The organism is Rhizobium sp. NZLR1b, from assembly GCF_019685155.1.
Taxonomy (GTDB): domain Bacteria; phylum Pseudomonadota; class Alphaproteobacteria; order Rhizobiales; family Rhizobiaceae; genus Rhizobium.
The window spans coordinates 264748-285439 of the sequence record NZ_JABDWC010000003.1; the positions used below are offsets into that span (position 1 = coordinate 264748).

A 20692-nucleotide genomic window follows, 5' to 3' on the forward strand; every position below is an offset into this window, starting at 1 on the left:
TGAAGAAACAACGCAGTCGATCGTCGATTGAACCGATGTATTGGACTTGCGATTCTGCCGGCGAATTCTGCCGGTTTTCAGATTTTACCGCTCAAAATTCCGCTCAGTCGTTCGAATTCGCTGTAGCGGCCAGTTGCAAATTATTCCGCTTGTGATTCTACTTTCTACTTAAGTGCGTCCTGTAAAATGATTCGTGAATATCCTTGATGCCGATGAATCGGCGGAGATATCGAATGTTAAATCCTGATATTGAGAGCTGGGCGCTGGCGCGGGCCCATCATATTGTTTTGAACGAAGGCCTGAACCTTGCAAAGGCGGCACAGGATCTGGATCGCAAGCGGTCCCGCTCGCTGGTCTACGAGCTGAGAAAGGTCATCACCGCAGCTATTGTCGAGGCGCATGCCGCGTCCTTCGATCCAGACGGCGCCGAGCGGTAAAGCCGAACCGGCTTGAAGGGTCGGCGGGCCACAGCGTCTGCCCGGCACTCATCCCACTGGTAATTCTTTCGCATTTCCGCCATATACACCGGAAAGACGGACGGATGATATCATGAGCGCAACGGTCGAATTCGCGAGGATGAACGGGCTTGGCAACAAGATCCTGGTTGTCGACATGCGCGGCCGGCCGGACAAGGTGACGCCTGCGGCGGCGGTTGCGCTCAATGTCGATCCGCAGACCGAGTTCGACCAGATCATGGCGATCCATGATCCGAAGGCCGAGGGCACCGACGCCTTCATCGATATCTTGAATTCCGACGGTTCGAAGGCGCAGGCTTGCGGCAACGGCACGCGCTGCGTCGTGCAGGCGCTGGCCGCCGAGACCGGCCGGAAGGCCTTCACCTTCCAGACGGTCGCCGGCATCCTCAACGCCGTCGAGCACGAGGACGGGACGGTCTCGGTAGATATGGGCCGGCCGGTGTTCGATTGGAACAGGATCCCGCTCGCCGAAGAATTCCACGATACCAGCCGCATCGAACTACAGATCGGACCGATCGACAATCCGGTGCTGCATTCGCCCTCGGTGATGTCGATGGGCAATCCGCATGCGATCTTCTGGGTGGATCGGGACGTGATGTCCCACGATCTCGCCCGCTTCGGACCGCTGCTGGAAAACCATCCGATGTTTCCCGAGCGCGCCAATATCACGCTGGCGCAGGTGACCTCGCCGACATCGATCACGACGCGCACCTGGGAGCGCGGCGCCGGGCTGACGCTCGCCTGCGGCTCGGCGGCCTGTTCCGCCGCTGTCAGCGCCGCACGCACCGGCCGCACCGGCCGCAAGGTGACGGTCAACGTCGCAAGCGCCAAGCCGCCGGCCACGCTTTCGATCGAATGGCGCGAGCGCGACGACCATGTCATCATGACCGGCCCAGCCGAATGGGAATGGTCGGGCAGGGTCGATCCTTCGACCGGTCTCTGGTCACGCGATGGTACCCGAGAGGCGGAGGCACAGTGAGCGGCATCGAGGTCATTACCTTCGGCTGCCGCCTCAACACATATGAATCGGAAGTGATGAAGGCGCAGGCTGAGAAGGCCGGGCTCAACAACGCCGTCCTGGTCAATACTTGTGCGGTCACCGGTGAGGCTGTGCGCCAGGCCCGCCAGGCGATCCGCCGGGTGCGACGCGACAATCCGCATGCCCGCATCATCGTCACCGGCTGCGCCGCACAGACTGAGAAAGAGACCTTCGCCGCGATGGCAGAGGTCGATGCCGTGCTCGGCAACGAGGAGAAGCTTTCGAGCGGCTCCTATCGCAGCCTGCCGGACTTCGGCGTTTCGGCCGAAGAGAAACTCCGTGTCAACGATATCATGAGCGTCAAGGCGACGGCGCCGCAGATGGTCAGGCATATCGACGGCCATGTGCGCGCCTTTATCCAGGTGCAGAATGGCTGCGACCACCGCTGCACCTTCTGCATCATCCCCTATGGCCGCGGCAATTCCCGCTCCGTGCCGATGGGAGCGGTCGTCGACCAGGCCCGCAAGCTCGTCGACAGCGGGTATCGCGAGATCGTGCTGACCGGCGTCGACGCCACAAGTTATGGCGGCGATCTGCCGGGGGCGCCGACGCTCGGATTTCTGGCGAAGACGCTGCTGAAACAGCTTCCGGATATTCGCCGCCTGCGGCTTTCCTCGATCGACAGCATCGAGGCCGATGCCCACCTGATGGATCTCATCGCCGACGAGTCCCGCTTCATGCCGCACCTGCATCTGTCGCTGCAGCATGGCGACGACATGATCCTGAAGCGGATGAAGCGCCGGCATTTGCGCGCCGATGCGCTGCGTTTCATCGAGGAGGCGCGCCGCCTTCGCCCCAATATGAGCTTCGGCGCCGACATGATCGCCGGCTTTCCCACCGAAACCGAAGAGATGTTCGAAAATGCCGTGCGGCTGGCCGAAGAGGCCGACATCGCGCATCTGCACGTCTTCCCCTACAGCCCCCGTCCCGGCACGCCGGCAGCCCGCATGCCGCAGCTCGACCGGTCGCAGGTCAAGGAGCGCGCCGCCAGGCTGCGTGCCACTGGACATAGGCTCCATCAAGCCCATCTCGACGGCATGATCGGCAGCCGGCAATGGCTGCTTGTCGAAAACAGCGGCCTGGCGCATACGGAAAACTTCACGCTTGCCGCGGCACCCGGCCTTCGTCCCGGCGAACTTGTGCCGGCCACGATCACCGGCCACAATGGCAAGCATCTCGACATGCAATTGACGGCCGCAGAGGCGGCCTGACTTCTCACGGAATCCCCATGGCGCTCAGTTTTATCAAAAAGGTCTTCACCTTCGGCAAGGACAAGCCGGCGGAGACAGATACGGTAGAGACTGCCGACGTAAAGGCGCTGCAAGCAGAACTTGAGCCGCATTCGCGCGAAGAGCATCTGCCGCTTGCCGATGATCCGGTTCTCGCCGAGGAAATGGATACGGCTGGCGGCCCGGCTGCCGATGTCGGACAGGGCGGGGCGGAGGAGCCTGCCGGCGAGGATGATGCCGAACCCGCTATCCTGCCCCCTGCTGACCAGTTGAGCGACATGGGTGTGGTGCCGCTTTCGCTGCTGGAGGCCGAGGCCACCGCAGAAGCGGAGACGGAAACCCAGCCGACCAACGGCAACGCTGCGGAAGCACCCCCCTCTGTCCCTTCGGGACATCTCCCCCACAAGGGGGGAGATCGTTCGGAGGCTGACGCGCCGGCTTCGGTCGAAGGGACAGCGGAAGTCGCAGAAGCGCTCTCAGAGGAAATTTCTGCTGAGATCAATGTAGAAGAAGACATTTCCGTTCAGCCGATCTCCCCCCTTGTGGGTGAGATGTCCGGCAGGGCAGAGGGGGGTATCACATCCACCGAGCCTTCCGAGACGATCGCCGAACAGCCGAAGCCGGAATCTCCCAGTCTTCCCAAAGGCTTTGCCACCGGGCCGGCAATCGTCGCGCCGGAACCCATTCTCCCGCAGCCGAAACTCAGCTGGTTCCAGCGCCTGCGCAACGGCCTTGCACGCACCTCCTCGCAGCTGACCGGCCAGATCACCGCGCTCTTTACCAAGCGCAAGCTTGATGACGAGACGCTGCAGGATCTGGAAGACCTGCTGATCCAGGCCGATCTTGGCGTCGAGACCGCCATGCGGGTCACCGATACCCTGGCTTCCGAGCGTTATGGCAAGGATGTCACCGGCGAGGACGTCAGCCGGATCATGGCGTCCGAAATCGCCAAGGTTCTGAAGCCGGTCGCCAAGCCGCTGCAACTCGACCTGTCGCACAAGCCGCATGTCATCCTCGTCGTCGGCGTCAACGGCACCGGCAAGACGACGACGATCGGCAAACTCGCGGCGAAGCTCTCCGGCGCCGGGCTGAAGGTGATGCTGGCTGCCGGCGACACCTTTCGCGCCGCGGCAATCGAGCAGCTGAAAATCTGGGCCGACCGGACGAAATCCGAATTCATCGGCACCAAACTCGGCGCCGATGCCGCCGGCCTTGCCTATGACGCCTTCGAACTGGCGAAAGCAAAAAAATGCGACGTGCTGATCGTCGATACCGCCGGCCGGCTGCAGAACAAGGCCGAGCTGATGGCCGAGCTCGAGAAGATCGTCCGCGTGCTTGGCAAGCTCGATCCCGATGCTCCGCACACCGTGCTGCAGACGCTCGACGCCACCACCGGGCAGAATGCGCTCAGCCAGGTCGAGATCTTCCGCAACGTCGCCGGCGTCAATGGGCTGATCATGACCAAGCTCGACGGCACGGCGCGCGGCGGCATTCTCGTTGCCATTTCCGCCAAGCATAAGCTGCCGGTCTATTTCATCGGGATCGGCGAGGGCGTCGAGGATCTGGAACCGTTCGAGGCTGAGGATTTCGCTCATGCCATTGCCGGACTTCCCCAATGATGCCACAGATATGCCGCCGAAAGCGTGCAAGGCACGGCCGGCAATCAGGTTTTCAGGAATAGCAGGTTTGAAGGACGCATGAGCACCGAAAGCGATATTACCCCGACCGCGGCCGACCGGCATCACCCGTTGCTGAAACTGGCACTGGAACTCGGGCCGCTGCTGATCTTCTTCTTCGCCAATCTGCGCGGCCAGTGGCTGGTGGAACGGTTTCCTGCTCTTTCGGAGCTGGGTGGTCCGCTGTTCGTCGCAACCGGGCTTTTCATGGCGGCGACGGCGATTTCGCTGATCGTTTCGAAGATTGTGCTCGGCCATCTGCCGATCATGCCGTTCGTCTCCGGCATCGTGGTGCTGATCTTCGGGGCGCTCGGCATCTACCTGCAGAACGAGACATTCATCAAGATGAAGCCGACCATCGTCAACGCGCTCTTCGGGGTGGCGCTGCTTGGTGGGCTTGCCTTCGGCAGGTCGCTGCTCGGCTACGTCTTCAATGCCGCCTTTCAGCTCGATCCGGAGGGCTGGCGCAAGCTCACCATTCGCTGGGGCATCTTCTTCCTGTTTCTCGCCGTGCTGAACGAGGTCGTCTGGCGCAATTTCTCCGACGGTACCTGGGTCGCCTTCAAGGTCTGGGGCACGATGCCGATCACCATCATCTTCACGCTGGCGCAGATGCCGCTGGTGCTCAAACATAGCATCAACCTGGAAACGGACGGCGAGAAGTGAGCGCGGCAGACGTCGAATATCGGGCCAGACACCAGACCTTCTGGTTTGTCGCCTGCCTTGCTGTGCTGGTCGCCCAGATCGTCGCCGAATATATGATGGGCCGCGTGCCGATCTGCGCCTGCGGCTACGTCAAGTTGTGGGAGGGCGGGGTCAATACCAGCGGCAATTCGCAGCACCTGTCGGATTGGTACACGCCGTCGCATATCATCCACGGCTTCCTGTTCTACGGGCTCGGGCATCTGATCCTGCGCCGCAAACCGCTGGCAGCGAGGCTGCTGCTGGCGCTGTTCATCGAATCCGGCTGGGAACTGCTGGAGAATTCGCCTCTGATCATCGACCGCTACCGTACGGCGACGATCGCGCTCGACTATTACGGCGACAGCATCCTGAATTCGGCGATGGATACCGTCTTCATGTGCGTCGGTTTCTTCTTCGCAGCGCGTGCGCCAGTGGCGCTCACGGTTGCGATCGCCATCTTCTTCGAGATTTTCACCGGCTACATGATCCGCGACAACCTGACCCTCAACGTGGTGATGCTGATCTGGCCGGTGGAGGCGATCAAGGTCTGGCAGGGCGGCGGCGCGTAAGCTCTTACGAAACCGGCTTCCCCAATGCCTTTTCCATCGCTGGAAACAGCCCTTCCTTCAGGCTGATATCGTCGAAGGGGCCGACGCGTTTATAGAGGATCGTGCCGTCGGGGCCGACGAGGTAACTTTCCGGAATGCCGTAGACACCCCAGTCGATCGCTGCCTTGCCGTTCGGATCGATGCCGATCGCCTGATAGGGGTTGCCAAGCTCACCGAGGAAACGCACGGCGTTGTCGCTCTTATCCTTGTAGTTGATGGCGACGATGTTCAGCCGTCGGTCTTTCGCCAGCTCTTTCAAAACAGGATGTTCGTCCCGGCAGGGGATGCACCACGAGGCGAAGACGTTGACGAGGGTCAGCTTGCCGTTGACGGCGGCATCGGTCAGCGCCGGCAGGTTGGCGCCAGCGAGCGGCGGCAGGTTCAGCGCCGGCGCCTTGGTGCCGATCAGGGCGGAGGGGATTTCGGCGATGTTCTTGCCGTGGAAATCCTGGTCGTAGAGCATCTTTGCTGCCGTTGCGGCAATGCCGCCGAAGACGATCAGCGGCAGAAGCGCCAGCGCGTAGCGGCCAAGTCCGCGCGGTTTGGCGGTGGTGGTTTCAGGCGTCTCGCTCATTCGCCGTCCTTTGCGCGCGCCGAGCGGCGGCGAATGCCCGCGGCTTCGAGCGCTGCGAGTTCACGGCGGCGGGCTAGACCGTCGGCCCAGGTCCATAGCGTTACGACGACCGTCAGGAGCGCCGCAAAGCCATAGGAAGCGTAGACGTAGAAGGCATGCGTCACCGGCTATTCCTCCCGGCTCGCAATGCGGGCGGCAAGACGGCGCTGGGCGGCAATGCGGCGGCGCCAGATCTCGTTGCGCATCGCCATGATATGCAGCGTGAAAAAAAGCAGGGTAAAGGCGATCGCCATGACGAAGAGCGGACGCAGGAATTCCGGATCGATCGCCGGGCCATCGAGGCGCATCACGCTTGCCGATTGATGCAGCGTATTCCACCACTCGACCGAGAACTTGATGATCGGGATGTTGACGAAGCCGACGAGGATGAGCACGGCGCTGACACGTGCGGCTCTCGACGGATCGTCAATGGCGCGGCTGAGCGCAATCAGGCCGAGATACATCAGGAAGAGAACGAAAACCGAGGTCAATCGCGCATCCCAAACCCACCAGGTGCCCCACATCGGCTTGCCCCAGAGCGAGCCGGTGACAAGCGCAAGCAGGGTAAAGGCGGCGCCGAGCGGCGCTGCGGCCTTGGCGGCAACGTCGGCGAGCGGATGGCGCCAGACCAGCGTGCCGATCGCCGAGATGCTCATGACCGTGTAGCACATCATCGCAAGCCAGGCCGCGGGCACATGGATGTACATGATGCGCACGGTTTCGCCCTGCTGGTAATCACCTTCTGTGGAGAAGCTGAGATAGAGGCCGATCGCGAAACAGAGGGCGGTAATGCCGGCCAGCCACGGAATGACGCGCGCCGCCAGCGCCAAGAACCGGGTCGGGTTGGCGAGGTCGCTGAATTTGCTGATGGCAAGGCTGGTTTGGCTCATGTTCGCTTCCTTACCGTGATCCGACTTTTCCCGCAATCGGATGCCAATCAATCCGCCGTGTTTCGCAGCGCAAGGGCCGCGGCAGCCGGGCCGATGACCGCGAAGAACAGCGTCAGCGCGATGAGGATGAGAAAGGGCGGCAGGAACGGGGCGGGATCCTCGACGGCGGCATAGGTGGCGCTGACACCGAAGATCAGCACCGGGATGGTCAGCGGCAACACGAGGATCGAGACCAGCAGACCGCCGCGGGGCAATGCCACGGCGACGGCGGCGCCGACAGCGCCGATGAAGGTGATGGCGGGCGAGCCGACAAGCAGCGTCAGCGCGGTCGCGCCGATCGCCCTCTCGTCCATGTTCATGAAGAGGCCGAGCAGCGGCGAGGCGATGACCAGCGGCAGGCTGGTGGCGGTCCAGTGGGCGAAGCATTTGACCAGGACGGTCAGGACGAGCGGTGTTTCCTGCATCAGCATCAGGTCGAGCGATCCGTCATCGCGCTCGGCCTGGAACAGGCGGTCTAGGCCAAGAAGGGCGGCGAGCAGCGCGCCGATCCAGACGATGGCGGGGCCAATGCGCGAAAGCAGCTTGAGGTCCGGACCGACCCCGAAGGGGATGACGGCGACAATGGTCAGGAAGAACAGCACGCCAATCAGCGCGCCGCCGCCGGCGCGGATGGAGAGTTTGAGGTCGCGAAGGAAGAGAGCGGTCATGCGGGGCGGCTCTTTGCATGAGTTGTGGTCGGGGCGGCACCCCCCTCTGCACTGCCGGGCATCTCCCCCACAAGGGGGGAGATCGGCACGATGCATGGGCTTCGAGAAATCTTAATCGCGCGCCAAGCGGCCGCGTCCATCTGCAGCGTTTGACTGGGGCAAGAGGCCGCCCCTGGCCGATCTCCCCCCTTGTGGGGGAGATGCCCGGCAGGGCAGAGGGGGGGTGCAACGCCTCGAACCATCATCCCCACACTCCCTGATCCACACCGGCAAAGCCGGTCATCTTCAACTCGTGCGCATTCTTCAGCCCCAGCGGCTGATGCGTCGCCGCCAGCACGATGCCGCCTTTGGCCAGATGCGCTTCGATCAATTCGGCCAGCAGCTGGTCGGCGCGGGCATCCAGTGCGGCTGTCGGTTCATCGAGGATCCATAAGGGGCGATGGGCGACGAGCAGCTTGGCGAAGGCGAATCGACGCTGCTGGCCGGCGGAGAGGTAACCGAAGGGAAGGTGGGTGATCCCCGAAAGGCCGACGGCGTCAGCGGCGTCCTCGACGGAGAGACCGGCAGAGCCTCCTATACCGCCAAAAAAGCTGCGCCAGAAATCGAGGTTTTCTGCAACTGTAAGTTCATTCTTCATCGCATTTCGATGGCCAAGGTAGTGGCTGACCTCGGAAGAACGGCGGTCGTCTCCGCCCTCTCCGTCATGGAAGATGACGGCGCCTTTTTCCGGACTCAGGAGGCCGGCGACAACCCGCAGCAAAGTGGACTTTCCCGATCCATTTCTTCCCGTCAGCACAAGCGCCTCGCCGGCTGCCAAGTGAAAGGAAATGTTAACGAAAATGAGATCCTCACCGCGCCTGGCAGCCAGATTTTCGGCGGTGAGATGCATGCGTCGGCTCTTTCTTCGTTTCGGGTCGCGGCGGGGTCAAAAAATCTCCGATTTTGACCGCGCTCGGGTATGGCAAGTTTTTAGGAAATTATCTATAAGAGCCGCAACCACGCCAGCGGTCGGCGTGAATTTCATCCTTGCGCCGAACTTGGAGCATCTGTTCCACGTGCGGACAGCGGAAATGGCCGTACCCGCATCCTGATGTGCATTAAGTGCATAGGCGTTCGCACGACTGTGTTGGCTATCAGAACGGGGTCTCTCGTGTCTAAATCTCTTGACAGCTTCAATTGTCGTTCCACCCTTTCCGTTGGTGGAAAGGACTATGTCTATTACAGCCTGCCCAAGGCTGAGGCAAACGGTCTGGCCGGCGTCTCGAAGCTTCCCTATTCGATGAAGGTGCTGCTCGAAAACCTGCTGCGCTTCGAAGACGGCCAGTCGGTCACCAAGGAGCATATCCTCGCTGTTGCCGAATGGCTGAATAATAAGGGTGCGGTCGAAAACGAAATCGCCTACCGCCCGGCGCGCGTGCTGATGCAGGACTTCACCGGCGTTCCCGCCGTCGTCGATCTTGCCGCGATGCGCGACGCGATGGTGTCGCTCGGCGGCGATCCCGAGAAGATCAACCCGCTCGTTCCCGTCGATCTCGTCATCGACCACTCGGTCATCGTCGACGAATTCGGCACGCCGCAGGCTTTCGCCAGGAATGTCGAGCTGGAATACCAGCGCAACGGCGAGCGCTACCGCTTTCTGAAATGGGGCCAGCAGGCCTTCAAGAATTTCCGCGTCGTGCCTCCCGGCACCGGCATCTGTCATCAGGTCAATCTCGAATATCTCGGCCAGACCGTCTGGACCAAGGAAGAGGACGGCGAGACGATCGCCTATCCGGATACTTGCGTCGGCACCGACAGCCACACGACGATGATCAACGGTCTCGGCGTGCTCGGCTGGGGTGTGGGTGGTATCGAAGCTGAGGCGGCGATGCTCGGCCAGCCGGTCTCGATGCTGTTGCCCGAAGTCATCGGCTTCAAGCTGATCGGCAAGCTCAAGGAAGGCGTCACGGCGACCGACCTCGTCCTCACCGTCGTGCAGATGCTGCGCAAGAAGGGCGTCGTTTCGAAGTTCGTCGAATTCTTCGGCCCCGGCATGGACAATATGCCGCTCGCCGACCGCGCGACGATCGGCAATATGGGTCCGGAATACGGCGCCACCTGCGGCTTCTTCCCGGTCGATGGCGAGACTATCAACTACCTCACCGTGTCCGGCCGCACGCATGACCGGATCGCTCTCGTCGAGGCCTATTCGAAGGCCCAGGGCATGTGGCGTGATGGCGACGGTTCAGATCTCGTCTTCACCGATACGCTGGAACTCGATCTTGGCGACGTGGTGCCGTCAATGGCCGGCCCGAAGCGTCCGGAAGGCCGCATCTCGCTCGAGAACATCGCGACCGGCTTTGCCGGCTCGATGGATGCCGATTACAAGAAGCCGGGCCAGCTCAACAACCGCTACGCCGTCGAAGGCACGGATTTCGATCTCGGCCATGGCGACGTGGCGATCGCTGCCATCACCTCGTGCACCAACACTTCCAATCCGTCGGTACTGATCGCTGCCGGGCTTCTGGCTCGCAACGCCGTAGCCAAGGGCCTGAAGACGAAGCCCTGGGTGAAGACCTCGCTGGCACCGGGATCGCAAGTCGTCGGCGAATATCTTGCCACGTCAGGCCTGCAAGCCGATCTCGACAAGCTCGGCTTCAACCTCGTCGGCTTCGGCTGCACCACCTGCATCGGCAATTCCGGCCCGCTGCCGGCGCCGATCTCGAAGACGATCAACGACAAGGGCCTGATCGTTTCCGGCGTCCTTTCCGGCAACCGCAACTTCGAAGGCCGCATTTCGCCCGACGTGCAGGCGAACTACCTGGCTTCGCCGCCGCTCGTCGTCGCCTATGCGCTCGCCGGTACGGTGCAGATGGATCTGACCAAGGAGCCGATCGGCGAAGACCAGAACGGCAATCCGGTTTATCTCAAGGATATCTGGCCGACCTCGCACGAGGTGCAGGAGTTCATCCAGAAATACGTGACCCGCGAACTTTACGAAAGCAAGTATGCCGACGTCTTCAAGGGCGACGTCAACTGGCAGGCAGTTCAGGTTCCTCCGGGCCAGACCTATGCCTGGGACGACGATTCGACCTATGTCCAGAACCCGCCCTACTTCGTCGGCATGGGCAAGAAGGGCACCGGCATCGCCGATATCAAGGGCGCCCGCGTCCTTGGCCTGTTCGGCGACAAGATCACCACCGACCACATTTCGCCGGCCGGTTCGATCAAAGCGGCATCCCCTGCAGGTGCCTATCTGCTCGGCCATGAGGTCGCCGTTGCCGACTTCAACCAGTACGGCACACGCCGCGGCAACCATGAAGTGATGATGCGCGGCACCTTCGCCAATATCCGCATCCGCAACCATATGCTCGGCCCGAACGGCAAGGAAGGTGGCTACACCATCCACTACCCGTCGAAGGAAGAGACCTCGATCTACGACGCGGCGATGCAGTACAAGGCCGAAGGCGTGCCGCTCGTCATCTTCGCCGGTGTCGAATATGGCAACGGCTCCTCGCGCGACTGGGCTGCCAAGGGCACCAATTTGCTCGGCGTCAAGGCTGTCGTCGCCCAGTCCTTCGAGCGTATCCATCGCTCGAACCTGGTCGGCATGGGCATCATTCCTTTCGTCTTCGAAGAGGGTACGACCTGGCAGAGCCTCGGCCTGAAGGGCGACGAGCTCGTCACCATCGAGGGCTTGGAAAAGATCAAGCCGCGCGAGAAGAAGATCGCCAAGATCACCTATGGCGACGGCACTGTGAAGGAAGTTCCGCTGCTGTCGCGCGTCGATACGCTCGACGAGGTGGTCTACCTCAACAATGGCGGCATCCTGCAGATGGTTCTGCGCGATCTCGCTGCCTGATTGTTAAGAGCTTCATAATATGATGATGGCCGCCGGAGAGCATTTTCCGGCGGCTTTTCTTTGCGGCGACGGTATTTGAGGGACCTCACGATGATTTGTTTTATGCGGGTTCCGGTTGCGCTGCGTCTCACCCGTTCGTGACTTTTCGTTTGGATCCGGAAGGATTATTCGTACGTTCATATGTCAGGGCCTCCGGTCGAACACGCCGTCGGCGCTGAAAAAGAGGTGCAGGTGAATGTCCCCCCGTTTTCTGATTCCGCTGATCGCCGGCGTTGTTCTCTCAGGCCCGCTTCAGGCCGAAGACGGCACGCCGAAAGGTGTCGTCGAACTGTTTACGGCGCAGGGCTGCTCCTCCTGTCCTCCCGCGGATGCTGCTTTCCGTAAGCTGGTGAGCCAGGGCGATGTCATCGCGCTCGCCTATCATGTCGATTACTGGAACTATCTCGGCTGGGCCGATACGCTGAGCTCGAAGGAAAACACCGAGCGGCAATATGGCTATGCGAGGACAATGGGCCGCAGCAACGTCTACACGCCGCAGGCCATCGTCAATGGGCGCGGTCATCTGGCCGGCGCCGATCTCAACGGTATCAACGGCAAGCTCGATACCTATAGCGGCGAAGGCAACGGGCTGACCGTCCCCATCAGCGCGTCGATGCGCGGCGACGAGCTGGAGATCAAGATCGGCGCGGGACAGGGCAAAGCCAATGTCGTGATGGTGTATTTCGACAAGGAAAAGACCATCGACGTCGAAAAGGGCGAGAACAGCGGAAAGAAGATTTCCTATCTGCACAGCGTCACCAATGTCGAAACCGTCGGCATGTGGGACGGCAAGGCGACCAGTCTGACGCTGCCAGCCAGTGTCCTGCAGCGGCCGCAGCTCGAGGGCTGCGCGATCCTGCTGCAATCGGCGACCGACAACGGCGATCCGGCTGCGATCCTTGGGGCGACCGTGGTGATGGCTGGAAAAAACATCTGAGATTTCATCCGCTTGCGGATGAAGTACCGGGCGGCCCGGCTGAGCGTATTCGGGGCTGGGGTTAAGGTCGATACGCTCCGCCGGGCCCTTTGGCGCGCTGGCGCCAAACCGGGATTCATAATTCTCCTGCAAATGAGGCGCTGTTTTGACTGAAATGCGGCGCTACCGAGAAAGCGACAACGCTATTATGCGCATCGGACGATGCGCCGATTCAAAGTGCTACGGCATCCTTGCGCGTCCAACGCGCGGCGCTGGAGTGCGGCCGAATGTGACGGCCGGCACTCTTGCAATTTGCGGCGGCTCGGGCACACTGTCACTCTCCTGTCACATGCAGAGGCCTCGGAGACTGAATGACAGATCAGCCGGATTTGCGACACGGCGAAAGCCGTTCCGTCGACAATAGTTCCTCAGTCGTCGTCGATCTCAGGGAATACAAGCAAAGCAAAGATCCACTTCCGGTGACCTTTCATCGGCGCGAACTGGATGCGATCCTCTGGATCTACGGCCGTATGGTCGGTGACGGCGAATGGCGCGACTACGCCATCGATCATCTGAAAGACAGGGCGGTATTTTCCGTCTTCAAACGCTCCGGTGAAATGCCGCTCTTCCGCGTCGAGAAAAATCCCAAGCTTGCCGCCAAGCAGGGCGCCTATTCGGTGATCAACGTCCACGGCACCATTCTGAAGCGCGGTCACGAGTTGAACCAGGTGTTGAAGGTGTTCGACAAGGCGCTGAAGCTGGTCGATAAGTAAGCCGAAACACTTTTTCTGCATGTCGTTATCCCGGAACCGCTGCACACTTCCGGGCGACATGCATCAGCCGGCAAACAGCGTGCCGGGATAGATGGACGGATCCGGATCGGTCGTCATACCCTCGCCGAGGACGCGCTGCATGAGCATCGTATCCAGCCAGCGGCCATGCTTGTAGCCGGCCCCCCGCATCAGGCCGACCTCCACGAAGCCCGCCTTGAGATGAAGCGCGATCGAGGCGGGGCTGGCGCCGCCGATGACCGCGATCATCTGACGAAAACCGAGACCGGTGCAGCGGTCGATCAGCTCGGTCATCAATGCTTTGCCGATGCCGCGGCCGCGGGCTTCGGGCGCCAGATAGATCGAATCCTCGACTATCCAGCGATAGGCCGGGCGGACGCGAAAGGCCGAGGCATAGGCGTAGCCGAGCAGGTTTCCGTCAGCATCGGCTGCGGCGATATAGGGATATTGCTGGCCGACGATCGCCGCAAACCGCTGCGCCATCTCAGCCTCGGACGGCGGCGTGATCTCATAGCTCGACGTGCCGTTCAGCACGGATTCGCGATAGATTTCGGCGATGGCGGGGATATCGGCTTCGGAAGCATTGCGCAGGAGGAAGGACATTTCGGCGGCAGGTCCATCGGAGGGCAAGGTCTCTCCTAAACCATTCCGCGAAAGCCGGCGCAACAAAAAAGGCGGCCGAAGCCGCCTTTTCGATCTCAGTCTGTCCTGCTTATTTACGGTTGCCCATGAACTGGAGCAGGAACATGAAGAGGTTGATGAAGTCGAGATAGAGCGTCAGCGCACCCATGATCGCCTTGCGGCCGGCCACGGCGACGTCATCGGCTTCCAGGTACAATTCCTTGATCCGCTGCGTGTCGTAGGCGGTAAGGCCTGCGAAGATCAGGACGCCGATCGCGGAGATCGCGAACTGCAGCGCGGACGACGCCAGGAAGATGTTGACGATTGAAGCGATGATCAGGCCAAAAAGACCCATGATCAGGAACGAGCCCATCGCCGACAGGTTACGCTTCGTGGTGTAGCCGTAAAGCGACAGCGCGCCGAAGGAGGCGGCGGTGACGAAGAAGGTCTGAACGACGCTCTGGCCGGTGTAGACCAGGAAGATCGACGAGAGCGACAGGCCGACAAGTGCGGCATAGACCCAGAAAGTCGTCTGGGCGGCGGCCACGCTCATGCTGTTAATGCGGAAGCTCAGGAAGAAGACGGCCGCAAGAGGCGCAAGGATGACGACCCAGCGCAAAGGCGACTGGAACAGCAGCACGCCGAACTGGGTGAGCTGGCCGTCCTGAACAGCGAAGTTGAATCCGAGATATGCGGCCACGCCGGTGATCGCCAGACCCAGCGCCATCAGGTTGTAAACCTTGAGCATATAAGTGCGCAGGCCTTGATCAATCATCTCGCCGGTCTGCGCGCGGCTTTGATAGTTACGAAGGTCAGCCATAGTTTCCTCTTACAAGCTCCGATGGAAATACGGTGTCGGGTTTTCGACCCGGGCGCCGCTGCGGAGCTCCAGCATGCCTGCAGACAATATGAGGCTTTCGCCGATCGCAAACAAGAGGCTTGCAAAGGCTCGGTCGGTTAAATCGCCGTAAGGTGAAGGGTTTGGGCGTCGCTATCCGGTCAGAGTTCGCGCAGGACGGGCGCCGCCTTCTGTCCGAGGATCCGCCAGGTGCCGATGAGGCCGATGCCGACGGTGAGGACGAGCGCGGTCACCAGCGTCAGCCCCGCCACATCGGGCAGGAAGGTCGAGGGCAGGCGCATGATGCGGGCGACGATGAACCAGGCGGCAACGCCGCCGGCGATCAACGCGAAGATTGCGGTTGCCAGCCCGAGGATCAGATATTCGTAGCTGAAGGCGCGGATCAGCATGGCGCGGGTGGCGCCAAGCGTCTTCAGCACCACCGCGTCGTGGGTGCGCGCCCGGTTTCCGGCGGCAAGCGCGCCGGCCAAGACGAGGATCGAGGCGATGAGAGCAACGGAGGCGGCGGCGCGAATTGCGGTCGCAAGCTCGCCGACCATCTGGTTGACGATATCGATCGCGTCCTTGACGCGGACGCTGGTGATCGTCGGATAGGTGTTGGTGACGGATTTCAGGATCGCCGCATCTTCGGCCGGTGTCGAGGAGGGATCAGTGAGGGTCGCCAGCCAGGCATGCGGGGCGCCGCGGAAGGTGTTCGGCGAGAAAACCATGACGAAGTTGATCGACAGCGATTCCCATTGGACGCGGCGCAGATTGGCGATTTTCGCGGTAATATTGCGGCCGAGCACGTTGACGGTGATCTTATCGCCGATCTTCAGGCCGAGTTCATGCGCCTCTTCCGACGAGAAGGAGACGAGCGGCTCGCCGCTGTAATCCTTGCCCCACCAGTTACCTTCCGTGAGGGCGGCATTCTCCGGCAGGGTGTCGGCATAGGTGATGCCGCGATCGCCGTTCAGCACCCAGCGGCCGGCGGCCGGCACGTCCAACTTGGTGACATCTTCGCCGTTGAAGGCGACGATCCGGCCGCGCAGCATCGGCACTTCAACGAGCTTGCCCTGCGGCGCCTGCGCCTTGACGAGATCGCGGAAGGCGTCGACCTCGGCGCTCTGGATATCGACGAAAAAGAAGTTCGGCGCGCCTTCGTTCATGCGGCCGGTCAGCTGCCGACGCAGGTTGCCGTCGATCAAGGTCAGCGTCACCAGCAAAGCCAGGCCGAGGCCGAGCGAGAGCACGACCGAGGGCGTCAGCGCGCCGGGGCGATGGATGTTGCCGATTGCCAGCCGCAATGCCGGCGAGTTGACGCGCGGGCTGCGGCGCGCAAGCCAGGCGATCAGCGCGGCGACAAGGCGAAGGGCGACGAAGGCAAAGACGATCGCGCCGACGAAGACGACGGCGATGAAGCGGTCATAGGCGGTGACGATGGCAAGGCCGGCAAGGGCGGCCATGAACAGCGCGGCCAGCAGGATGTAGGGCCAGGAGGGCAGGCGGCGGGCCTCGAAACCCTGCTCGCGGAAGAGTGCCGTCGCAGGCACTTCGCGGGCGTGGCCGAGCGGCAGGATGGCGAAGGCGAGTGTCGTCAGGATGCCGAAGAGCGTGGCAAGCAGCAGGGCGCCGGGATAAAGGGTCGGCGCAGTCGAGACCGGCAGGAACTGCGCCAGGAACTGCGCGGCGAAGATCGGCGACAGGGCGCCGATGACGAGGCCGATCAGGATGCCGCCAAGCGCGATGATGGCGATCTGGAAGAGATAGATCAACACGACGACCTGCGCCGGCGCACCCAGACATTTGAAGGTGGCGATGGTGGTGCGTTTGGAATCGAGAAAGGCGCGCACGGCATTGGCGACACCGACGCCGCCGACGATCAGCGCGGTCAGGCCGACCAGCGTCAGGAACTGCGAGAAACGGGTGATGTTTTCGGTGAGCGAGGGTGCGGCGCGGTCGCTGGTGCGAACAGCCCAGCCGGCGGAGGGGAATTCCTTGGTGGCGCGCGCCTGGATGCCCGACATCGCGCCCTTGTCTTCCAGCCGGATCTTGTAGGCATGTTCGACTAGGCTTCCCGTCTGGATCAGCCCGGAGGCTGCGAGCGCCCGGCGGCTGACGAGCAGGCGCGGCGCAAAGCCAAAACCCTCCGACAATGCATCCGGCTCGGTTTTCACCGTGCCGGTGATGCTGAGCTTGACGGTGCCGAGCAGCAATTCGTCGCCGACCGCAAGCCCGAGCCGATCGAGAAGCAGCGGGGCTGCGACCGCACCATAGGTGCCGCCTTGGCCTGAAAGCAGGGCTGCGAGCGGATAGTCCGGCTCGGCCACGAAGCGGCCGTAGAGCGGGTAGGCGTTATCGACGGCCTTGACCTCGACCAGCGCCTGATCGGAACCGTCAGGTTTGCGGGCCATCGAACGCAGGCCTGTCGAGACCGAAACGGTGCCCAGGCTTTCGAGGAAGCCCATTTCCTCAGGCGTCGCCTCGCGATTGTTGAGCTCGAAACGGACGTCGCTGGCCAGCAGCTCCTGCCCCTGCGAGGCAATCGTGTCGGTGATCGATTGCGAGACGGAATTGACGGCGGCGATCGCACCCGTGCCGAGGGCGATACAGGCGAGGAAGATGTAGAAGCCGCGAATGCCGCCGCGCAGCTCGCGGAGCGCCAGGCGAAAAGCGAGCGAGACGCGCGGTGTGATGATGCTCATGCGATCGCCGCCTCGCTATGGCGGGCGGCGCTGTCGCCTTCGATCCTGCCGGAGCGGACGCGGATCTGGCGCGAGCAGCGGTTTGCAAGCGAGACGTCATGGGTGACGAGAAGCAGGGTCATGCCGCGTTCGGCCTGCTTGGAGAACAGAAGGTCGGCGATCTGGCGACCGGTCTCGGTGTCGAGATTGCCTGTGGGTTCATCGGCGATCAGCAGGGCCGGAGAGGGGGCAAGCGCCCTGGCGATTGCCACGCGCTGCTGTTCGCCGCCGGAAAGCTGGCCGGGATAATGGTTCAGCCGTTCACCGAGGCCGACCGATTTCAGCTCGCGATGGGCGATCTCGAAAGCGTTGCCGACATTGGCGAGTTCCAGCGGCACGGCAACGTTTTCCAGCGCCGTCATGTTGGCGATCAGGTGGAAGGACTGGAAGACGATGCCGATGTTGCGGCCGCGGAAATCGGCGACCTGATCCTCGCTCAGCCTATGAAGCGGCGTGTCGTTGATGTTGATTTCGCCGCTGTCGAGTTTCTCCAGCCCGGCAAGCACCATCAGCAGGGTCGATTTGCCGGAACCGGACGGGCCGACGATGCCGACGGATTCGCCGGCGGAGACATCGAGATCGATGCCCTTCAGCACATGCACGGAGGCGGCTGCACTGCCGAGGGTCAGATCGGCGCCCTTCAACTCGATGATGGTTTTTGCCAACAGAAATCGCCCTATATAAATCCATAATCGAATGGCCGCATAACAGCACTTCGCCAATCTAGGGAAGCCAGAATGAGATTTAAAGTTGCCGCGCTTCAATTCACCGTCATTGCCGTCTCGCTGGTCTTTGCCGTTGCAGCGGATGCCCGAACGATCAATCTCGTTGGTTTCGGGGACAGTTTGATGGCGGGCTACCAGCTGCCGCCCGGCGACGGCTTTCCGGAAAAGCTGCAGGCGGCCCTGAAGGCGAAGGGGCTCGACGTCGCCGTTGCCAATGCCGGGGTCTCCGGCGACACGACGTCAGGGGGGCTTGCTCGCATCGACTGGTCGATACCTGACGGCACCGATGGCGTCATATTGGAGCTTGGCGCCAATGATGCGTTGCGCGGCATCCCGCCTGAGGAAAGCGAGAAGAATCTCGATCAGATGATTGCTCGGCTAAAGGATCGCGGGATTGCCGTTTTGCTTGCCGGCATAATGGCGCCGCCGAACATGGGGGCGGATTATGCGGCGCGGTTCAATCCGATTTACCAGAGGCTTTCGGAAAAACACGGACTTCCGCTCTACGCGTTCTTTCTCGACGGTGTCGCGCTGGATCCAGGGCTTAAACTCGAAGACGGCATGCATCCGAATACGAGAGGTGTCGAGATCATGGTCGGGAAGATGGAGCCCGCCGTCACAAATTTCGTCGAAGCGATTTCTTCTGTGAAGAAATAGGGGCTTGCGCGGTCGTTGATTGCGTGATTCCGTGTGAGCATCTGCAAAAGATTCGGGGAGTGCTCGTTATGCCGAGACTTTTTACCGCCCTCGAAATTCCGCGCAATGCGGCGATGAGCCTTTCATTGCTGCGCGGTGGCCTCCCCGGAGCACGATGGATCGATGTGGAGAATTACCACATCACCCTGCGCTTCATCGGTGATGTCGACGGCCGCACGGCTGATGAAATCGTAGAACGACTCGACCGGATCGACCGGCCGGAATTCCAGTTCCGGCTCGAAGGCATCGGTTCCTTCGGTTCGAAGAAACCGCATTCGGTCTGGGCCGGTGTTTCGCAATCGCCTGAAATGCATGCGCTGCAGGGTGAGATCGAGCGCATCTGCCAGCGTATCGGCCTGCCGCCGGATCCGCGCAAATTCATGCCGCATGTGACGCTGGCGCGGCTTAAATCGTCGCGGCTCGACGATGTCGTGCAATATCTGGCGGGACGCGGCAACTTCCACACCGCAAGTTTCACCGCGCCGCGCTTCGTGCTGCTTTCGTCGCGCGAATCGGTCGGCGGGGGGCCTTACCTCACCGAGGAAGTGTTCCCTCTGCACGAGGCGCGCTCGACGCCTAGCGTTTCGAGCAGGCTGCTGCAGCCGGTCAAGAGCCTGGTATAGACCAGCTCGAAACCTTCCGGGCCGCCATAATGGGGATCGGGAATATCCTCTCCCGTTCCAAGCGCGGTATCGCCGAAAAGACGGATGGTTGCCTCAGGCCGGCGCGATCTTTTCGAGCGCCGCCACATTATCGCGGTCCATGGCCAGGATCAGATCGAAATCCCTGAAATCGCTGGAGCGGATTCGGCGGGCGCGTTGCCCGGATATATCGATCCCGTGGCTTTTCGCCGTGGCGATCGACCGCCGGTCAGGCGGCTCGCCTTCATGCCAGCCGCCGGTTCCGGCGGAATCGATCGTGAAGCGGCCACTCAAATCCGCCTCGGCGGCGACGTGGCTGAAAATTCCCTCCGCCAGAGCATGATGCCGAAAAGTGTAAGCGGTTTTCGGACGACATCATGCTCTAACTCTTTAATGTAGAACAGGATTCAGATTTTAGGCCGACCCGGCCTAAAATCATCCTGTTCTAGCGGAGAACGGCATATATTGCCCATGCAAACGAAGAGGATGCTGATGCGTTTCATCGGTAGACCTGTCGGACACACAGGAGGAGCATGGCATGAAAATGGAAAGACTGGAACGGACGGCGGTCGAGGCGCAACTGGCGGGGCTTGCGGGCTGGGCGCTCAATGATGCGGCCTCTTCGATATCGAAGAGCTTCAAGTTTGCAAATTTTATCGAGGCTTTCGGCTTCATGACGGAGACGGCGATCACGGCCGAGAAGCTCAACCACCATCCTGAATGGTTCAACGTCTATTCCAGGGTGGATGTGACGCTGAACACGCATGATGCCGGCGGACTGACGGAGCTGGATTTCAAGCTCGCCAAGGCGATGGAGAAGGTTGCGTCGCGACGCGGCGTTTGAAAGCGGGGCCGATTGAAAGGGGTCGATTGAAAGAGTGGGCGCCATCACCATATGTTCGCTTGGACGAAAGGAGG

General features: G+C 61.6%; 21 protein-coding genes and 1 pseudogene. 12 read left to right on the forward strand and 10 right to left on the reverse strand.

From position 1 onward, the window contains the following. The first annotated feature begins 212 nt into the window (after positions 1–212). The 6 genes from HJB84_RS05715 to HJB84_RS05740 all read left to right on the forward strand — a co-directional run bounded on the left by HJB84_RS05715 (position 213) and on the right by HJB84_RS05740 (position 5673). On the forward strand, positions 213–437 hold the full coding sequence (locus tag HJB84_RS05715; protein ID WP_207584398.1) for a hypothetical protein: 225 nt from the start codon (positions 213–215) through the stop codon (positions 435–437). A gap of 112 nt (positions 438–549) precedes the next feature. Then, positions 550–1455 (forward strand): diaminopimelate epimerase, encoded by a 906-nt coding sequence (gene dapF, locus HJB84_RS05720; protein ID WP_221115453.1) that lies wholly within the window; start codon positions 550–552, stop codon positions 1453–1455. Beyond that, positions 1452–2726, forward strand: coding sequence for a tRNA (N(6)-L-threonylcarbamoyladenosine(37)-C(2))-methylthiotransferase MtaB (mtaB, locus tag HJB84_RS05725; protein ID WP_221115454.1), 1275 nt, complete (start codon positions 1452–1454; stop codon positions 2724–2726). The genes dapF and mtaB overlap by 4 nt, the downstream gene beginning before the upstream one ends. A gap of 17 nt (positions 2727–2743) precedes the next feature. After that, complete coding sequence (gene ftsY, locus HJB84_RS05730; protein ID WP_221115455.1) at positions 2744–4363, forward strand: signal recognition particle-docking protein FtsY; 1620 nt, start codon at positions 2744–2746, stop codon at positions 4361–4363. Between the two features lie 78 nt (positions 4364–4441). After that, positions 4442–5086, forward strand: a complete 645-nt coding sequence (locus HJB84_RS05735; RefSeq protein WP_007632438.1) for a septation protein A — start codon at positions 4442–4444, stop codon at positions 5084–5086. Continuing rightward, the gene (locus HJB84_RS05740) at positions 5083–5673 is read left to right on the forward strand and encodes a DUF2585 domain-containing protein (protein WP_221115456.1); all 591 of its coding nucleotides are present in this window, start codon (positions 5083–5085) and stop codon (positions 5671–5673) included. Before HJB84_RS05735 ends, HJB84_RS05740 begins: the two co-directional genes overlap by 4 nt. 4 nt (positions 5674–5677) lie before the next feature. Here the strand turns inward: HJB84_RS05740 and HJB84_RS05745 are convergent, their stop codons facing one another. The 5 genes from HJB84_RS05745 to ccmA form a co-directional block, all read right to left on the reverse strand. Beyond that, on the reverse strand, positions 5678–6286 hold the full coding sequence (locus HJB84_RS05745; RefSeq protein ID WP_207582153.1) for a DsbE family thiol:disulfide interchange protein: 609 nt from the start codon (positions 6284–6286) through the stop codon (positions 5678–5680). Next, positions 6283–6450, reverse strand: a complete 168-nt coding sequence (gene ccmD, locus HJB84_RS05750) for a heme exporter protein CcmD (protein ID WP_207582152.1) — start codon at positions 6448–6450, stop codon at positions 6283–6285. The genes HJB84_RS05745 and ccmD overlap by 4 nt, the downstream gene beginning before the upstream one ends. 3 nt (positions 6451–6453) lie before the next feature. Next, positions 6454–7215: a heme ABC transporter permease gene (locus HJB84_RS05755; protein ID WP_221115457.1), complete on the reverse strand. Its 762-nt coding sequence runs from the start codon at positions 7213–7215 to the stop codon at positions 6454–6456. Positions 7216–7262: 47 nt separating this feature from the next. After that, complete coding sequence (gene ccmB / locus HJB84_RS05760; RefSeq protein ID WP_207582150.1) at positions 7263–7922, reverse strand: heme exporter protein CcmB; 660 nt, start codon at positions 7920–7922, stop codon at positions 7263–7265. A 241-nt stretch (positions 7923–8163) separates the two neighbouring features. After that, a complete protein-coding gene (gene ccmA, locus HJB84_RS05765; protein ID WP_207582149.1) occupies positions 8164–8811 on the reverse strand; it encodes a heme ABC exporter ATP-binding protein CcmA in 648 nt (215 codons plus the stop codon). A 261-nt stretch (positions 8812–9072) separates the two neighbouring features. On the opposite strand from ccmA, the gene acnA reads away from it, so the two are divergent. From acnA to HJB84_RS05780, 3 genes are all read left to right on the forward strand, one after another. Beyond that, positions 9073–11763, forward strand: a complete 2691-nt coding sequence (gene acnA, locus HJB84_RS05770) for an aconitate hydratase AcnA (protein WP_221115458.1) — start codon at positions 9073–9075, stop codon at positions 11761–11763. 235 nt (positions 11764–11998) lie between these two features. Next, positions 11999–12739 carry a thioredoxin family protein gene (locus HJB84_RS05775; RefSeq protein ID WP_207582147.1) on the forward strand — a complete coding sequence of 247 codons (741 nt, stop codon included), beginning with the start codon at positions 11999–12001 and terminating at the stop codon, positions 12737–12739. Between the two features lie 350 nt (positions 12740–13089). Further along, positions 13090–13491 carry a DUF2794 domain-containing protein gene (locus tag HJB84_RS05780; protein WP_164007576.1) on the forward strand — a complete coding sequence of 134 codons (402 nt, stop codon included), beginning with the start codon at positions 13090–13092 and terminating at the stop codon, positions 13489–13491. A 63-nt stretch (positions 13492–13554) separates the two neighbouring features. On the opposite strand, the gene HJB84_RS05785 is transcribed toward HJB84_RS05780, so the two are convergent. The 4 genes from HJB84_RS05785 to HJB84_RS05800 all read right to left on the reverse strand — a co-directional run bounded on the left by HJB84_RS05785 (position 13555) and on the right by HJB84_RS05800 (position 18377). Then, positions 13555–14112 (reverse strand): GNAT family N-acetyltransferase, encoded by a 558-nt coding sequence (locus HJB84_RS05785; protein ID WP_207584397.1) that lies wholly within the window; start codon positions 14110–14112, stop codon positions 13555–13557. A gap of 109 nt (positions 14113–14221) precedes the next feature. Then, positions 14222–14950, reverse strand: coding sequence for a Bax inhibitor-1/YccA family protein (locus HJB84_RS05790; protein ID WP_007632456.1), 729 nt, complete (start codon positions 14948–14950; stop codon positions 14222–14224). A gap of 179 nt (positions 14951–15129) precedes the next feature. Further along, a complete protein-coding gene (locus tag HJB84_RS05795; RefSeq protein ID WP_221115459.1) occupies positions 15130–17673 on the reverse strand; it encodes an ABC transporter permease in 2544 nt (847 codons plus the stop codon). Beyond that, positions 17670–18377 (reverse strand): ABC transporter ATP-binding protein, encoded by a 708-nt coding sequence (locus HJB84_RS05800; RefSeq protein ID WP_221115460.1) that lies wholly within the window; start codon positions 18375–18377, stop codon positions 17670–17672. Before HJB84_RS05800 ends, HJB84_RS05795 begins: the two co-directional genes overlap by 4 nt. Positions 18378–18449: 72 nt before the next feature. Between HJB84_RS05800 and HJB84_RS05805 the strand changes: the two genes are divergently transcribed. After that, positions 18450–19094 (forward strand): arylesterase, encoded by a 645-nt coding sequence (locus tag HJB84_RS05805; RefSeq protein WP_221115461.1) that lies wholly within the window; start codon positions 18450–18452, stop codon positions 19092–19094. A 68-nt stretch (positions 19095–19162) separates the two neighbouring features. Beyond that, positions 19163–19756 carry an RNA 2',3'-cyclic phosphodiesterase gene (gene thpR / locus HJB84_RS05810; protein ID WP_207582144.1) on the forward strand — a complete coding sequence of 198 codons (594 nt, stop codon included), beginning with the start codon at positions 19163–19165 and terminating at the stop codon, positions 19754–19756. Here thpR and HJB84_RS05815 read toward each other — a convergent pair. Further along, positions 19663–20110: pseudogene (locus HJB84_RS05815) on the reverse strand (low molecular weight protein-tyrosine-phosphatase). The gene thpR and the pseudogene HJB84_RS05815 sit on opposite strands and share 94 nt — an antisense overlap. A 202-nt stretch (positions 20111–20312) precedes the next feature. Between HJB84_RS05815 and HJB84_RS05820 the strand changes: the two are divergent. Then, the gene (locus HJB84_RS05820; RefSeq protein WP_207582143.1) at positions 20313–20618 is read left to right on the forward strand and encodes a 4a-hydroxytetrahydrobiopterin dehydratase; all 306 of its coding nucleotides are present in this window, start codon (positions 20313–20315) and stop codon (positions 20616–20618) included. The last annotated feature ends 74 nt before the right edge of the window (positions 20619–20692 follow it).

Excerpts from the sequence above, each read along its gene's own strand:
- HJB84_RS05745 (WP_207582153.1), bottom strand. The coding sequence starts at position 6,286 with ATGAGCGAGACGCCTGAAACCACCACCGCCAAACCGCGCGGACTTGGC.
- ccmB (WP_207582150.1), bottom strand. The coding sequence starts at position 7,922 with ATGACCGCTCTCTTCCTTCGCGACCTCAAACTCTCCATCCGCGCCGGC.
- HJB84_RS05775 (WP_207582147.1), top strand. The coding sequence starts at position 11,999 with ATGTCCCCCCGTTTTCTGATTCCGCTGATCGCCGGCGTTGTTCTCTCA.
- HJB84_RS05780 (WP_164007576.1), top strand. The coding sequence starts at position 13,090 with ATGACAGATCAGCCGGATTTGCGACACGGCGAAAGCCGTTCCGTCGAC.
- ccmA (WP_207582149.1), bottom strand. The coding sequence starts at position 8,811 with ATGCATCTCACCGCCGAAAATCTGGCTGCCAGGCGCGGTGAGGATCTC.
- HJB84_RS05755 (WP_221115457.1), bottom strand. The coding sequence starts at position 7,215 with ATGAGCCAAACCAGCCTTGCCATCAGCAAATTCAGCGACCTCGCCAAC.
- HJB84_RS05735 (WP_007632438.1), top strand. The coding sequence starts at position 4,442 with ATGAGCACCGAAAGCGATATTACCCCGACCGCGGCCGACCGGCATCAC.
- HJB84_RS05805 (WP_221115461.1), top strand. The coding sequence starts at position 18,450 with ATGAGATTTAAAGTTGCCGCGCTTCAATTCACCGTCATTGCCGTCTCG.
- dapF (WP_221115453.1), top strand. The coding sequence starts at position 550 with ATGAGCGCAACGGTCGAATTCGCGAGGATGAACGGGCTTGGCAACAAG.
- HJB84_RS05715 (WP_207584398.1), top strand. The coding sequence starts at position 213 with ATGAATCGGCGGAGATATCGAATGTTAAATCCTGATATTGAGAGCTGG.
- ftsY (WP_221115455.1), top strand. The coding sequence starts at position 2,744 with ATGGCGCTCAGTTTTATCAAAAAGGTCTTCACCTTCGGCAAGGACAAG.
- HJB84_RS05820 (WP_207582143.1), top strand. The coding sequence starts at position 20,313 with ATGAAAATGGAAAGACTGGAACGGACGGCGGTCGAGGCGCAACTGGCG.
- thpR (WP_207582144.1), top strand. The coding sequence starts at position 19,163 with ATGCCGAGACTTTTTACCGCCCTCGAAATTCCGCGCAATGCGGCGATG.
- HJB84_RS05790 (WP_007632456.1), bottom strand. The coding sequence starts at position 14,950 with ATGGCTGACCTTCGTAACTATCAAAGCCGCGCGCAGACCGGCGAGATG.
- HJB84_RS05795 (WP_221115459.1), bottom strand. The coding sequence starts at position 17,673 with ATGAGCATCATCACACCGCGCGTCTCGCTCGCTTTTCGCCTGGCGCTC.
- HJB84_RS05785 (WP_207584397.1), bottom strand. The coding sequence starts at position 14,112 with ATGTCCTTCCTCCTGCGCAATGCTTCCGAAGCCGATATCCCCGCCATC.